15 protein-coding genes and 2 tRNA genes are annotated in these 14,649 nt (G+C 39.4%); 6 read left to right on the top strand and 11 right to left on the bottom strand.

Features of this window, described 5'->3' with window-relative positions:
* Window positions 1-2: 2 nt before the first annotated feature.
* The gene (locus ACLCDV_RS11670) at window positions 3-1,343 is read left to right on the top strand and encodes a TolC family protein (RefSeq protein ID WP_411973795.1); all 1,341 of its coding nucleotides are present in this window, start codon (window positions 3-5) and stop codon (window positions 1,341-1,343) included.
* 99 nt (window positions 1,344-1,442) lie between these two features.
* The gene (locus tag ACLCDV_RS11665) at window positions 1,443-2,078 is read left to right on the top strand and encodes an HdeD family acid-resistance protein (protein WP_411973794.1); all 636 of its coding nucleotides are present in this window, start codon (window positions 1,443-1,445) and stop codon (window positions 2,076-2,078) included.
* A gap of 52 nt (window positions 2,079-2,130) precedes the next feature.
* On the opposite strand, the gene ACLCDV_RS11660 is transcribed toward ACLCDV_RS11665, so the two are convergent.
* On the bottom strand, window positions 2,131-2,772 hold the full coding sequence (locus ACLCDV_RS11660) for a peptidylprolyl isomerase (protein WP_411973793.1): 642 nt from the start codon (window positions 2,770-2,772) through the stop codon (window positions 2,131-2,133).
* Between the two features lie 218 nt (window positions 2,773-2,990).
* Here ACLCDV_RS11660 and mgrA point away from each other — a divergent pair, with 218 nt between their 5' ends.
* Entirely contained in the window at window positions 2,991-4,022 is a 1,032-nt protein-coding gene (mgrA, locus tag ACLCDV_RS11655; protein WP_317667016.1) for an L-glyceraldehyde 3-phosphate reductase, read from the top strand.
* A 102-nt stretch (window positions 4,023-4,124) separates the two neighbouring features.
* Here mgrA and ACLCDV_RS11650 read toward each other — a convergent pair whose 3' ends face one another.
* Together ACLCDV_RS11650 and ACLCDV_RS11645 are read right to left on the bottom strand one after the other, a co-directional pair.
* Complete coding sequence (locus ACLCDV_RS11650) at window positions 4,125-4,652, bottom strand: DUF1697 domain-containing protein (RefSeq protein WP_411973792.1); 528 nt, start codon at window positions 4,650-4,652, stop codon at window positions 4,125-4,127.
* A 9-nt stretch (window positions 4,653-4,661) separates the two neighbouring features.
* A complete protein-coding gene (locus ACLCDV_RS11645; protein ID WP_317667020.1) occupies window positions 4,662-4,964 on the bottom strand; it encodes an MGMT family protein in 303 nt (100 codons plus the stop codon).
* Window positions 4,965-5,367: 403 nt separating this feature from the next.
* Between ACLCDV_RS11645 and ACLCDV_RS11640 the strand changes: the two genes are divergently transcribed.
* Window positions 5,368-5,835 carry a hypothetical protein gene (locus ACLCDV_RS11640; protein WP_317667021.1) on the top strand — a complete coding sequence of 156 codons (468 nt, stop codon included), beginning with the start codon at window positions 5,368-5,370 and terminating at the stop codon, window positions 5,833-5,835.
* Window positions 5,836-6,089: 254 nt separating this feature from the next.
* On the opposite strand, the gene ACLCDV_RS11635 is transcribed toward ACLCDV_RS11640, so the two are convergent.
* The 4 genes from ACLCDV_RS11635 to ACLCDV_RS11620 all read right to left on the bottom strand — a co-directional run bounded on the left by ACLCDV_RS11635 (window position 6,090) and on the right by ACLCDV_RS11620 (window position 9,138).
* Entirely contained in the window at window positions 6,090-6,584 is a 495-nt protein-coding gene (locus tag ACLCDV_RS11635; RefSeq protein WP_411973791.1) for a hypothetical protein, read from the bottom strand.
* A gap of 636 nt (window positions 6,585-7,220) precedes the next feature.
* Window positions 7,221-8,087 (bottom strand): DUF7003 family protein, encoded by an 867-nt coding sequence (locus tag ACLCDV_RS11630; protein ID WP_317667024.1) that lies wholly within the window; start codon window positions 8,085-8,087, stop codon window positions 7,221-7,223.
* 389 nt (window positions 8,088-8,476) lie between these two features.
* Window positions 8,477-8,564: transfer RNA gene (locus tag ACLCDV_RS11625), tRNA-Ser, on the bottom strand.
* A 55-nt stretch (window positions 8,565-8,619) separates the two neighbouring features.
* Window positions 8,620-9,138, bottom strand: a complete 519-nt coding sequence (locus tag ACLCDV_RS11620; protein ID WP_411973790.1) for a YceI family protein — start codon at window positions 9,136-9,138, stop codon at window positions 8,620-8,622.
* 185 nt (window positions 9,139-9,323) lie between these two features.
* Here ACLCDV_RS11620 and ACLCDV_RS11615 point away from each other — a divergent pair.
* A tRNA-Arg gene (locus ACLCDV_RS11615) sits at window positions 9,324-9,397 on the top strand.
* A gap of 76 nt (window positions 9,398-9,473) precedes the next feature.
* Here the strand turns inward: ACLCDV_RS11615 and ACLCDV_RS11610 are convergent.
* Window positions 9,474-11,786 (bottom strand): glycoside hydrolase family 3 N-terminal domain-containing protein, encoded by a 2,313-nt coding sequence (locus ACLCDV_RS11610; RefSeq protein ID WP_411973789.1) that lies wholly within the window; start codon window positions 11,784-11,786, stop codon window positions 9,474-9,476.
* A gap of 301 nt (window positions 11,787-12,087) precedes the next feature.
* Between ACLCDV_RS11610 and ACLCDV_RS11605 the strand changes: the two genes are divergently transcribed.
* On the top strand, window positions 12,088-12,837 hold the full coding sequence (locus tag ACLCDV_RS11605) for an NUDIX hydrolase (RefSeq protein WP_411973788.1): 750 nt from the start codon (window positions 12,088-12,090) through the stop codon (window positions 12,835-12,837).
* 167 nt (window positions 12,838-13,004) lie between these two features.
* On the opposite strand, the gene ACLCDV_RS11600 is transcribed toward ACLCDV_RS11605, so the two are convergent.
* The 3 genes from ACLCDV_RS11600 to ACLCDV_RS11590 form a co-directional block, all read right to left on the bottom strand.
* Window positions 13,005-13,370 carry a PleD family two-component system response regulator gene (locus ACLCDV_RS11600; protein ID WP_317667029.1) on the bottom strand — a complete coding sequence of 122 codons (366 nt, stop codon included), beginning with the start codon at window positions 13,368-13,370 and terminating at the stop codon, window positions 13,005-13,007.
* A 73-nt stretch (window positions 13,371-13,443) separates the two neighbouring features.
* Window positions 13,444-14,274 carry a CheR family methyltransferase gene (locus ACLCDV_RS11595; protein ID WP_411973787.1) on the bottom strand — a complete coding sequence of 277 codons (831 nt, stop codon included), beginning with the start codon at window positions 14,272-14,274 and terminating at the stop codon, window positions 13,444-13,446.
* On the bottom strand, window positions 14,275-14,646 hold the full coding sequence (locus tag ACLCDV_RS11590) for a response regulator (RefSeq protein WP_317667031.1): 372 nt from the start codon (window positions 14,644-14,646) through the stop codon (window positions 14,275-14,277).
* Between the last annotated feature and the right edge of the window lie 3 nt (window positions 14,647-14,649).

Raw genomic sequence — 14,649 nt, 5'->3', positions numbered from 1 at the left:
CCATGAATACGAAGTCAAGAGCCCGAAAAACAGGTTTTTACTTGACGTTATGCTTCTTTACATTCTTTTGCAATCAAACATACGGTCAAGACAGCATAAACAGCCGGAAAATAACAATTGAAAAACTGTTCGAACTTGCTATCCATAACCACCCAAATCTTATCGTTTCGGCATCAGCTGTAAGTATCGCCCAACAAAAAACAGAAGTTGCAAAATTAAGAAGGCTTCCCGAAATCAGCGCTTCGGCATCTGCCTTTTACCTCGGCAATGCTGCGTTGATCGACAAAGACTTATCAGGATCGGAAAATGTACCTCTACCCCATTTCGGCAATAATTATGCTTTGGAGGCGAAAGAACTTATCTGGAAAGGAGGTGTGGTAAAAAATAGCATCAAAGCCTCTTCCTTGGGTGAGGAGCTGGCTGAATTAGATCATAAGAATGAAGAACAGAACATTAAAATTTTGGTTTTAGGCTATTACCTTGATCTATTTAAACTGAAAAATCAAGAAGCTGTCTATAATCAAAATATTGAGCTTGCCCACAAAAGGCTAGACCTGACGGAAAAATTATATAAACAGGGCATGATCACTAAAAATGATGTCATCCGAAACCAATTACAAATATCTGAATTGGAACTAGCGAAAGAGGTCATTCAAAACAATCGGAAAATCCTGAATGACGAGCTTATAGTCGCGTTAGGACTACAGGAGGGCACAGTAATTGAGCCGGATGATAAACTATTAGATAGCAGATTTCAGCTGGCAGACCTCGAGAGCTTGAAACAAGATGCTTATGGGTCCAGCCCGGGCCTTCAACTTGCGGCCAAAGAGACCGAGCTTCTGCAGACAGAAAAGGCTATTACAAAATCAGAACGATCCCCTGCCCTTAGCGTATTCGCGGGAAACAGTCTTGTGAAACCTATCACCAATGTGATGCCGGTGATCGACAAATACATGAATACCTGGAATACGGGTATCTCGCTAAGCTATACGATTTCATCAGTCTACACCACCGGAAAAAAGCTTAAGCTAAATGATCTACAAATTGAAAAAAACGAGAAATACGCAAGCGCTCTGAAACAAAAAACCAGCGTAGCTGTTAATACTGCATACATTAAATACAATGAGGCCTACTCACAACGCAAGACTTTGGAGTACAATAAAGCGCTTGCAGATGAGAACTATCGTATTATTGAGAAAAAGTATTTGAACCAATTGGCGTTGATCGTCGATATCATGGATGCATCAAACTCAAAACTTGAAGCGGAATTGAAATACACAAATGCTGAAATCAATATCGTGTATGCATATTACAAACTTTTAAAAGAGACTGGAAAGATCTAGTACATTTTCCTTTTGCCTAATTTAATCAGTTTTATATATGTAAGGCCTCGTTAAGAAATTAATGGGGCTTTTTTATCTGCAATATTTTAACTCATTATTATGGCAAATTCATTTTTTAAAACGATCCGGACATCCTTCAAGCACTGGTATATCCCATTGATTATCGGTATTCTATTAATTCTTTTGGGTTTCTACACCATTTCCACACCTGTTGCTGCATTTCTCACATTAGCAATTCTATTTTCATGGTCATTTATTATTTCCGGTATTTTGGAAATCATTTTTGCCGTGCAGAATAAAGATGAAGTGGATGGTTGGGGCTGGTACCTCACCGGGGGCATCCTCTATACCCTATTCGGCATATTGCTGATTGCCAATCCGCTGTTATCAGCGAGCACCTTGGCATTTATCGTGGGTTTTTATGCACTTTTTAAATCCTTCCAACTGCTGTCCTTTTCCTTTGATCTCAAAAATTACGGTAGTAAATCTTGGGGTTGGAATTTGTTATTTGCCATTTTAGGCATTATTTTCAGCTTTATCTTGCTTTGGAATCCACTATTTGCCGGTTTTTCACTGGTGATCTGGACAGGAATGGCTATTAGTACGGTTGGTTTCGCAGCCTGTGTATTTGCATTTCAGCTGAAAAGTCTCAAAGATATCCCGAAAAAGCTACCAGACGAGTGGAAAGAGCGTTATCGGAAGCTTAAAGAAGAATTTGATCAACATCGTAAATAGAAAAAGGGCAATTAAGCCCTTTTTTTTATCAATATTAATTCGGTGGTCAAGGTTATTTACTTATTTCAACAATCTTAAAAGGCACTTTATGAAGTGGATAATCTTGTTTATCCGTTTTTACACGACTTATTTTCATGATCACTTCAAAGCCTTCATAAATTTCGCCAAAAACGGTAAAATCATGATCGAGTCTTGGCTGTCCTCCGCGAGCTAAGTACTCCTTACGTTGTGCTGCAGTATATTTTATGCCTTTCTTTAATTCCAGACTATCAAGCTCAGCTGCCGTGATTTTCTTTCCAACCACGAAATAGATCTGATTCAAAAAAGATGCCTTCGCGGGATTTCCATCCCGTCCTGCACCCAGAGCACCCATTTTATGAAAAGCGCGGTCATCGAATTCTGCTGCCAGTCGTGGTTTTTTATGAAGGGGATCTGCTGCCTCACGTTTTTCAATATCAATATCATGCTCTCCACCCTGCACGACAAAATTTTCGATAATGCGATTAAACAATGCACCCTGATAGACAGTATCCCGAATAGATCGCAACATCAAATCGCGATGATTGGGCGTATAGTCATAAAGTGCAACTTTAAAATCGCCAAAATCAGTTTTGAAAAGCAAATGTTTTGATTGTGCATAACAATTCCCAAATACAATAAAAACAAAGCATAGGATGGTCAGAATTTTCCTCATAGTACGAATGAATCAGTTTCTTAGATTTCATATAAAAATACATTAAATTTCGATTTATAAAAGACATTACCCTACAGTTTTCCAAATGCTCTTGAAGACATTTGTTCGAGATCCTTTCGAAAGTTGCCCTGTACTAAAAAATTACATATAAAGTGTCTAGTTAAAACTTGCAAATAAGCATAAATTTATCTTAGTTTGGATTAAAACTATTCAAGACTATGCAGTATACAGCAAATCCAGACCGATATCAAGATATGATCTATAATCGTTGTGGTCAATCCGGTCTTCTATTGCCTGCCATCTCATTGGGAATGTGGCATAATTTCGGTGACGACACACCCCATCAAACCAAAGTTGATATTTGCACAACCGCGTTTGACTTGGGAATTACCCATTTTGACCTCGCAAACAATTACGGCCCTCCTGCTGGGAGCGCCGAAAAGGCCTTCGGACAAATATTAAAAGAACAATTTTACGGTTTACGCGATGAAATGATTATTTCATCAAAAGCAGGATATCACATGTGGAATGGGCCTTATGGAGAATGGGGAAGCCGTAAATATCTGATATCAAGCTGTGAACAATCACTCAAGCGCCTTGGTATCGATTACGTCGATATTTTCTATTCACATCGTTTCGACCCCAATACCCCTTTGGAGGAGACCATGTTGGCACTGGATCAGCTAGTCCGCAGCGGAAAAGCACTTTATGTCGGTATTTCATCCTATAACTCACAACGCACAAAAGAGGCCTATGCGATCCTGAAATCTTTGGGCACACCGTTTATTATTCACCAGCCCAGCTACTCCATGTTAAACAGATGGGTAGAAACCGATGGTTTGCTTGACACGTTGGATGAGATAGGCATTGGTTCCATCGTATTCTCCCCTTTAGCACAGGGCATGCTCACCGATAAATATTTACAACATATCCCGGAGGACAGTCGTGCTTCGCAGTCTAAATCACTTCAGACGAAATTCCTTAACGAAGAAAATCAAAAGAATATCCAGGCTTTACATGCAATTGCACAGCGTAGAGGACAGTCGCTCGCGCAGATGGCGATTGCCTGGGTTTTACGCAAGAAGGAGGTTACATCGGCACTCATTGGTGCGTCAAGACCACAACAGGTCGTTGATTGTGTTGGTGCCTTGAAGAATCTGTCGTTTAGTCCGGAGGAAATTCACGAAATTGATCTTTACGCAAAAGATGGCCATATTAATATCTGGGCTAAATCGGCTGAGATCGATTAAGATCAATGCCACAGAAGTTTTCATCCGGGGAACCCGCATCGCACCCGGTTGAATTCCATAAAACAAAAAAGAGCCCGTCACTATCCGGGCTCTTGCCGTTGATTAACCCATTTTTTTCAATATCTTTTCAAAGGTATTGATATTCCGGCTTGTCATCTTATCTTTAAGATTCTTTTTTCCTAATACCTTTCCAAAGCTGGAATCCAACGTATTTCCCTTGGGCACACGCCAATAAAAGACCGTATCGACAATCTCGGCCTTCTCCCCTTGCGCCTGCGTCGAATTGATGAATGCATCCATCAGTATTGTTTCGACACCCTCTGTCCCTACAAAAGCATATACATGGAAGTCCGTATGCATTTCAAACGGAATGTTTGCCTGCAGCAACTCCACCTCTTCCTGCGACCGGATGAATAAAAAAGCTTCATAAGAAAAATATGCCGACATGGACTCCTCCAATAGCCGCTTGAGCGGGTCGGCCGCTTTGTCCGACGAAAAAACAATATTTCCAGAAGCCAGTACCGAAGTGACATCAGTTACTCCAGCGTCCTTAAAAACTTGACAGACATCTACCATCTTCATATTGGTTCCCTTCACATTGACGCCGCGTAGAAAAGCACAGTATTTCATGTTATTAAATTAATCGATTAATTCGTCCATTGGATTCCAAAACAACTTTCTAAAATCCTTGATCCGTAAATTATCCACAACAAGCCCCTCGTTTTCAAGCCGTTCCTGAAACTCAGGCACTGCTAGCATCCCACCACTTGAAATTACGCGATGAGCAGGAACATCTTTCGGGCATCCGCCCATGGCTTTCCCGACGTGCCTTGAGTGGTTAGGAAAACCCAAAGCTTTTGCTATGGCTCCATAAGTCGTTACTCGACCCTTCGGAATGAGTTTAGCCACTTCATAAACCTGTTTTTTGAAGATTTCGTCCATACGATATTATGATTTCATTTTTCGGAAAATATCCCGCCTATTATTTTTAGAACCAAATAAAGATACAAAAAACACCGTTTCAATAAGCTAATCTATCATGTTCATCGTTAATATACTTTACCCTTGTGAATGTCTTTTCTATGAGGTTCTGGGGATGATACTTCACGCTATAATCCGACATTATTCCTCAGCCAGGAATTGGATTGAATGTTACAGATTCAACGCACATTAAAGGGAAATCAATTACTATTGTTGTTTGTGGCAATGTCTAACACATTAACAGTACAAAAAAACTTAGTCAATTGAGTGATAGAATATTTGAGCTTAAACAGATATTGTTTTAATTAATTATCCAATTTTTTTGCACTTTTGCAGCAAGTACAAAGAAAAAAGACCATATTAGATGAAGTACCTTTTTAATTTACCAGACTTTCCAGATTCAAGCTTCGTCATGCAGATCACATTCTGGACGGGTAAGCAAATATTGTTCAAAAACGATGCTCTTGTTGAGCAATCCGGAGAAAAAGGTAAGCCTTTTTTAATACCTGATGATCATGGAACGATTGTAAAGGCCTATCCAAAGCCATCCCTTCCCGACTTTGCCCCCATATTGATAATCAATGGTGAGAAACACAGAATAGTTGCAAAACTCCCTTGGTATCAGCTTGTCTTAGCACTTCTTCCACTTTTACTTTTATATGGCGGAGCTTTGGGTGGCGGCGCCGGAGCAATTGCAGCGATGCTTAATATGCAGATATTTAGAAATGAAGACAGCGCAGCTGTTAAATACTTCAAGGTGATCGGCATCACTGTAGCCGCTTTTGCAGTCTATTTCTTACTGGTTACAGCTATATACAGTGCGATAGCATAAAACAGTATTGTCCCGAAACTTTTAATAATGAGGAATACCTGAGCTAATAGCTCAGGTTTTTACCCGCCGTTTTTTTTATTAACAGTAAAGAGACTGGAAAACAGATTACTTCCGACATTTCTTATCATTAATACCGTTGACATAAGTATCTATTTATGAACCTTTTTACGGATAATTATAATCTGAGAACTTTCAAAATATCCTAAGTTACGAAAAGCTCCTGTAAGTAAATTTTTTTTAATTAATTCCCTTGTTTAATGTTTACTTTTTTCGTTTTCAAGTGACTGTGGGGAAAAAGATCCTTCCAATTGTCTATACAAGCTATCCCAACTTGGACTATTATCAGCATTCAGCTTGCTATATTTTCTACTCTTTGTCTCAATGCTTATTTTAATATCTATTCCATCGTATGGTTGGCGCGATTCCCCTTCTTTAGCATCAGCAAATTTCTCTAATTCAATTTTATTCAATAGTAAGTTCCATTTTTCCTCCGTATTGCTATATGATTTTAGAGCACTGTGGGCTGTATCAATTGCTGAAAACAGAAAATATACACTATCTCTTGTTATCCTCATCGTATAACCGTTTGAGGGTACTGCAGTAAATCCGCCAATAGCAGAAATTGAAACCGCTGTAATTTCCTTTTTAGTATTATCCGTTATTGTCTGCTGCGATTTGTACAAACAGCCCTGTACTAGAAGCACCTGCGCAAACAGAAACGAGAGATTTAAAATCAATTTTCCACCCATATTTTATCCTTTCACCCCTAAGAAGTAATTAACTGCATAGCGAAAGACTTATGCCGCAAAAACAAACCTATTGCCACTTTCCTAATTTACAAAAGTTAATAGAATATTACCTATCTCTGAATCACTTTGTTCTTACATTAACCAACTTCGCTGAGTTGACAGCTCATAATCCTCCAAACATGTGATCGTTTGCAACTGAAGAACGGTCTAATTTCGACCATCAAAGATATCAATCAAATGTTAAAATACCGAAGGAGCTGATGCTAGCAGAAGGGAAAATTAGATTTTTATATGATACTTACAAACTCGTGAAAGAAGGATTTTAGAGCGCAAACGACCAAACTGTGCATGGTCAATCAAGAGATAGCAACAAGCTATACCTTCGCCCCAGATGACGGCCCATTGATTGCATTAGAAAAGACGGTTGAACTCAACAAAACCTCCATAATTCACACAGCCGGAATTGCAATCCTCAGCATTACAGCTAACGTCTGGCGGCTTTGCGACGGAACGGTAATAACGAACCCTCAGTTGAGTTTTGCACTGAGGTTACGTAGAAGTACAAAACTCAAAGTTTGCACGTCAGCCCGCCTGATGCAAACCCATGTTACCTGCTGTTGTTTTTTTGTCCGTCCATTACATACTTCCTGAGTCTGGCCAATTTGTCCAATGAGTATTGGGTTCTAAAGTAGGTTTATATTGTTTCTGGTCATTTGTTACAATGACTTTAGCAATTAGTTGCCAAGTCTCATAGGAACTGGGTCTATTGTTTTCCCAAATTTCTTTATTCCAATCATTACTTAGTATTTCCTGCTGTCTGAATGATTGTGCAAAACGCTCAAAGGTCATTCCACCGAGTCCGGTTAAATTTTTATTGAACTCAAAAGTCTGACGTAAATGCTCGTCTGTCATTGTAGGTGAAATTTGTAATTGGAAGTCTTTATGATGCCATTCGTCAAGCACTAATACTTTTTTTAAATCAGTCGGAATGGACTTGTATAGTTCATTTTCCGTTGCACGGAATAAGTTGCGATTTTGCAAAACGACAAGTCTTCCAACTTCTTCAGCACGTATTTCATTTGGTTCATATTCTTTCAGTTCAATACCAGCGTTCAAATAGTCTTGTTTATTGTGACTTAATGAAACTTGTTGTCCACGAACCAACCAAAATTTTGCATCTGATTTTAAACTTTCACCTTCAATAGTGTCGTTGAAATTGTCAAAGTCAATTGGGTGAATGCTGTAATAGCCTGTCGGTCGTTCATTGTAAAACTCCAGATTAGTCAAACAGTTACCATAGTAATTAATGTCAAGAACAATTGCTCCGGCTCTTGGGTTATAACCAAGTCTTTCAACTGCAATTGCCCAATAGTCGTTGTCGGCACGAAAAACATTTAGTCGTGTGTCAATGAGGAATGAGTAAACGTGTCCAAGATCAACAAACGAGCAGTAATATCCGTCATTGGAATTGTCAAGTGTATTTAATATTTCTTCTTCGGTCATTGTATATTCCTATCGTTTTAAAAATAGCAGGCAACTCTCAAATATACGCAATTAACCAAATTAGAAAATAGATTCTATAGAAAATGCTAAAAGATATTATGTCAGGCAATTAGAAAAAATATAGATTCCACGGATTGCAGGTATAAATTTCGAACCGAAGCTTAAAGTAGTCAAGAAGTCAAGTGATTTTAAACACTGAATATCAACCACTTAAAAACAATTTTGTGACACCTTCTAGAAATCCCTAAAAGTGCCACGAATGTGCCACAAACTTTTGGCGTATTTTTGAAAATTTTAGCAATTCCCATAAACAAAAAAATCCTGCAAATCATTGATTTTGCAGGATTTATCTATTTTTTAGTGCTTTTTAAAAACTTTAAATTTGCACCTGGCGGAGAGTGAGGGATTCGAACCCCCGAACCTGTGACAGTTAACGGTTTTCAAGACCGCCGCATTCGACCACTCTGCCAACTCTCCGCGACAAAAGTACGAATTTTTACTCTCCTGCCAAATTTTATTTTATATATTGTATCTATTGAGCTTTTATCAACTGAATATCAGCACTAAATTTTACATCGTCGCTCACCATAACGCCTCCTGTTTCTAAAGCAGCGTTCCAATTAAGGCCAAATTCTGAACGTTTGATTTTGCCTTCCACAATAAAACCAGCTTTCGTATTTCCCCAAGGATCTTTTTGTATTCCTGCAAATTCCAAATCAAATACGACCGGTCTAGTGACGTCACGAATAGTCAGATTTCCCTTAATTTGCTCATTTTCTAAACTCGTCGCCTCAAAAGTAATGGTAGGATATTTTTCCACGTCAAAAAAGTCAGGACTTTTTAGATGTCCATCCCGTTGTTCATTACGTGTATTGATAGATGCTGTATTAATAACCACTTTGGCAAGCGCATTTTTAAAATCTTCGCCTTCGGCATCAACATCTATTTTAAAACCGTCAAAGTTTCCTTTAACGTTCGTAATCATCATGTGTTTTACTTTGAATTCTATCTCGCTATGTGCAGCGTCTAGTTCCCATTTTCCTTGTGCCATAATTTTATGTTTTTTCTATTTGTTTAATAACACAAAGGTAACAGCAGTTTTATTCATTTTGTTTGACCTAGATCAATAAAATAATCTTATTGAAAAGCAATCAGTTATTGAAAAACCACAAAAAAAAGCTGGTGATATTTTGGAAATATAACACAAATGTCTACTTTTGCATTACCGAAAGCGACGCGCCAATAGCTCAGCTGGATAGAGCATCGGTTTTCTAAACCGACGGTCTCAGGTTCGAATCCTGATTGGCGTACAAAAAAGGCCTTTAATTCATTTTAAAGGCCTTTTTTATGAACTTGATTTTTGGTTGATAAAATGCTTGAACATTTTTATTTTTTCACAAATTCACGTACACGTTCATCTTTAATCACACCCGACCAGTTCAGACCATAACCAAAATCATAAGCATGCCCCGCCTGGTCAATATATACTTCCATATCGAAAGGCAGGTCCTCAGCTTGTTTCTCCACCGTAACCATATTTGCGGGCATTTGTACGGGTAGTAAACCCGAAGGCTCATATTTCCCAAACATAATATCAAGTACCGCCTGTGTGGATATACCAAAATTTAAAATAATACCAGAAACTTCTTTTTCAAATTCAGCAAAGACCATTGGCTTGTTCGCAGTCACAGATACCACAACTGGTTTGCCCTTCATCATTGCTTTTGTATCCAAAATAGTCTGAAGATCCATCACATTGGCAGCAGTTGTAGTTTTATCTTTATAAGACCTATTCATTATGGAAGGATCGATTACGGGGTCACCTGCTGCCATACTTTCCGCACGGGCAGCTGAAGCAGTATAAGTGCCATATTGCAAAGAAATTGGCACATAGCCATTTCCACCACTTACACGATCCCGCTCACTATACCCTCCTTCGGCACTAATGGGGCTCCGAACAAACACCAATGCCAGATCAGCATCATTGGGATTATCGGTCACATCAGCATATTTTCGCAAAACCTCAATATTGACAGGATATTCCAACTGCGCCTGTATGTAGTTACCCCACCAATCTTTCATCGCTGGAGTGTATACTTTAGGAACATACACTTTCTTTCGGCCACGAATAGGCATTTGCTGATCGATATTCTTCAACAATACAACGGACTTCACCTGAGCTTCATACCCCTCCTTCATGTAGTTCGGATTCCCGACAATCTTACGAGTTTCAGTAACATCAAGATACGGATTTTCAAAAAGTCCAATGCGGAAAATATTTAGCAGTAGCCTTCGCGCTGAGGCCTCAAACCTTTGTCGCATGAATTTTTCACCATGCTCCTTTACCCCCAACGCGTAAGCTTCAAGCACAGGGACTTTATCATTGTTTCCTCCAAATTGATCCACACCTGCCATTAAAGCCTTGTAGTGACGTTCAGCTATAGACAATCGTTCCACTCCCCAAGGCTTACCCGCAAATCCATCGGGCATAGGTGCTTCATCCCCCGTAATAAGCCAGTCTGAACAGATCACCCCATCATATCCATAAGTGCCACGCAGCAGGTCTGTTAATAAATATTTACTGTAGCCGTTTCCAACATTTTCACCATTTTTCTTATCCTGATCGAAGGAAATGGTATAATAGGGCATCACGGCCGCTGCTTTACTTGTTTTTCCTGCAAGCTGAAAAGCCCCATTCACAAAGGGTCCTATATGTTGCTTGAGATTATCCCCTGGATAAACAGCAAACTTACCGATCGCCCAATGGCCATCTCGACCACCCTCTTCCGGGCCACCACTAGGCCAATGTTTAACCATTGCATTGACACTTTTGTAGCCCCAACCTAAGGCAATTTCATCTTTCCCCACAGAAGTTTGAAAACCATCAATATAAGCTCTAGCCATTGCAGTAGTTAGCGCCGGGCTTTCTCCAAAAGTCATTCCAATACGATACCAACGAGGTTCAGTACCGAGATCAATCTGCGGTGATAATGCAGTTGTAATCCCAAGCGATCGGTATTCCGAAGCAGCGACTTGACCAAACCGTCTAACAATCGCTGGGTCGAAAGTCGCTGCCATTGCAAGCCCGTCCGGCCACATGGAGATTTGACCACCCGCTCCTGCGTTGAATTCTGCACTTACCACCGCATTATGCCGCGGATCAGAACTGTTGTTTGCGGGAATACCCCATCCTATCCCTTCCACAAAACCTTGTAGTTCATTGTTCCAACGAGCGGCTGTCTCCGGGTCCTTTACCGCTGTCAATAGCACATGCCTTACTCCATCTTTATGGAGAAAATCGCGCTGTTGATCAGTCAACTCCCAAGGCGAAACATCCGCATCAGGATAGTTTTTACCGCGATAAGTACCGGCCATAAACCCAATAGCAGGAGCCGGCAAAGCTTGGTGCCTACTATACAACATAAGTCCAGCGATTTGATCAATCGTTAATTGCGAAGCAAGGTCTCTGGCCCTTTCCTCGGGTCCTAATCTCCAGTCTTCATAATGATCCAATTTTCCGTTTCGATTTAAATCCTTAAACTTCTTGCCAGCTACAGTCAGAATTTTCACTCCTGATGTTGTTGAATAACCCAATGCCGGCCCCTGTTTATTCTCAACTTTTTGATAAGCCTGACCTTGAGCCACCTGCGTTAAAGACAGACTGAAAGATAATGCAAAAATTAGCTTCCCTGATTTCATATAGGACATTATTTTGGTAAACAAATAATATGATGAATCTCGCATCTTTATTGGCGGAAAAAAATAGTTATAATCAGTTATTATTAATGCTTCGTAAAGAAGCATTACAATACTACAATCTTTTTAATCGAATACAAAAAACAAAATCACAAAATAAATACAAAAAACTCATATCCAATTAAATACATTAACATGAGTACGCTCTTTGTAATTTTCAACCGAAGAATTGAAATTATTTTATCGATCAATTTACCTGTGATTGTGATATTTTTTTGTAATATTAATCCAAAGACAACAGGATATGGATTTCAGAACACAGATCATAAATGCATCGGCAGAGAGTTATGAAAAATTCCTACCACATATTTCTGTAGACACTGTCATCTTCGGATTTAACCAAGGTACCTTGAAAATCCTCCTGTTAAAAATGAATTACAACAAAGAATGGTTTCTCCCCGGGGGTTATGTTGGAAAGAATGAAGACACAGACGAGGCTGTCAAACGTGTTCTTTATGAACGTTCGGGCGTAAAAGATATCTTTTTAGAAGAGTTTGCTGTTTTTGGAAACCCCCAGCGTAACCAACAATCTTTTGCTGACTTCCCGGATACACTTTGGAACAAACAACGGTTTATTTCCATAGGTTACTATGCGCTGGTCAACTATACCTATGTTATTCCTCAGCCCGATGCACTAAGCGAAACCTGCCAATGGGTAGATTTTAAGGAGGTAGCATCACTGGCTATTACGATGGATCACCGCAACATAATTGACAGGGCCCTACAGGTATTGCGTGAAAGACTGTCCTACAAACCTATTGGTTACAATTTATTGCCGGATAAGTTCACGCTCCCCGACCTTCAACGGCTGTACGAGACAGTCTTAGGAAAAAAGCTCAATCGAGGCAATTTCTATCGAAAAATGAAAAATATGGCGATCCTCGAGAAACTGGACGAACAGCGAAAAGGTGGAGCTCATAAAGCGCCCGACCTTTATAAATTTAATCAGGATATATATAACAGCATCTTAAAGGAAGGGGCAAACACGTGGTAATTGTAGTTCTTCCCCAGGCTCCTACTGACCGAAAACAAGGAATCCAGATGCCGCCTCAAAACTCGACTAATAAAATATATCACCTCTTTCCAGATTAAGCTGATTGCCGCCATAGGCATTCAATAAAAAAACAGCAAACACAACATGCTGCTCGATACTTCGATTTATTAGGCTGTATATTTATTTACGATACTTTCCAAATCCTCTAAATCAAATGGTTTGGACAGAAAATCATCTGCTCCAGCACGGTCTGCTAAGGATTGAATGTCATTGTTGGCCGACACATAAATGACTGGAATATGGTTAAAACGCTTATCCGCTTTCAACAGCCTCGTTGCTTCCACTCCGCCTATATTTGGAATCCAGTTGTCCATCAATATCAGATCGGGTTCAGTAGATTCTACCCGTTGGATAATATCATGCGAAGTTTCTGATACTTCAACATGGAACCCCAAATCCGTTAATACAACTGTTATGACTTCCAATATGATGGTATCGTCCTCAAATATCAATACAGTTTTTGTTTTACTCATATTTTTTAGTTTATATACCGTGTTCTCATTCAATTATACCATGTGACATACGTGTACTGCCAAATGGATTATCTTACAACGGGTAAAGCTTCTTCCAAATTTTTTGATTCCCAACCGCTGTAAAGTTATGCTGAATACTTGAAAATCGTATCGTTTCTTTACTCCCCAGCGCCAAATATCCTAAATTTTCTAGACTTGCGTCAAACAATTTAAACACACGTTCCTGCAGATCTTTATTAAAGTAAATCAAAACATTGCGACAAAGGATCAACTGAAAGCTATTAAAAGAGGTATCCGACACCAGATTATGGGTAGATAAAATCATTTTTCGTTTCAGATCAGCGTCAAATTTTGCCCATTCATAATTTGCCGTATAATACTTCGAAAAATCCTGTTTTCCGCCAGATTCCATATAATTCTCAGAGAATGTTTTTATTTGGCTTAATGGATAAACACCATTTCTTGCAATTTCAAGAACCCTTGGGTTAATATCAGTTGCATAAATCAATGACTTATGATACAAATTAGCCTCTTTCAATAATATAGCCATCGAATATGCTTCCTCTCCCGTCGAACAGCCCGCTACCCAGATCCGTATTAATGGATAGGTACCCAATTGAGGAAGGATTTCTTCCCGTAGTTCCCGAAAAAATAAGGGATCCCGAAACATTTCCGTCAAGTTTACCGTAATCTCCTCAACAAAGTGCTGTAGAAATTCGGGATTGTCTTTTAAGGCAAATCTAAGTTCAGCAAAACTCGCCAATCGATCGTTTGTCATAATCCGATTGATCCTCCTCTTAATCGAAGCACGGCTGTACTGCAAAAAATCATAGCCATAATCGCGATAAATATCTTCAAGCAAGATATCTATTTCATGGTCCTTTATAATATTGTAGCCCAGCATCTAGATCAATCGTTCAATTTCATACATCAATTTATCGACATCAATCGGTTTGGAAACATACGATTGCGCTCCTGCTTCCAAACATTTTTCCCGATCTCCGCTCATTGCTTGTGCCGTCACAGCAATGATAGGAAGTTCACTAATTCGTTCCGAATCTCGGATCAATCGAATCGTTTCATAACCATCAATCTCCGGCATCATCATATCCAGCAAAACCAGTGCAATGTCATTATCCGACTCCAATAATGTAATTGCTTCGCGGGCAGTGGCACTACTCAAAACCTGATACCCCTTAGCCTTTAAAGTTAGTCGTAAGGCAAAAATATTACGCTGATCGTCGTCGACGATCAATATCACTTTATTCTGATCCATATA

The sequence above is a fragment of the Sphingobacterium sp. Lzh-3 genome, from assembly GCF_046764375.1.
Taxonomy (GTDB): Bacteria; Bacteroidota; Bacteroidia; order Sphingobacteriales; family Sphingobacteriaceae; genus Sphingobacterium.
Note: the sequence above shows the minus strand (reverse complement) of the source record. Positions and strands in the feature narration are given on the sequence as shown.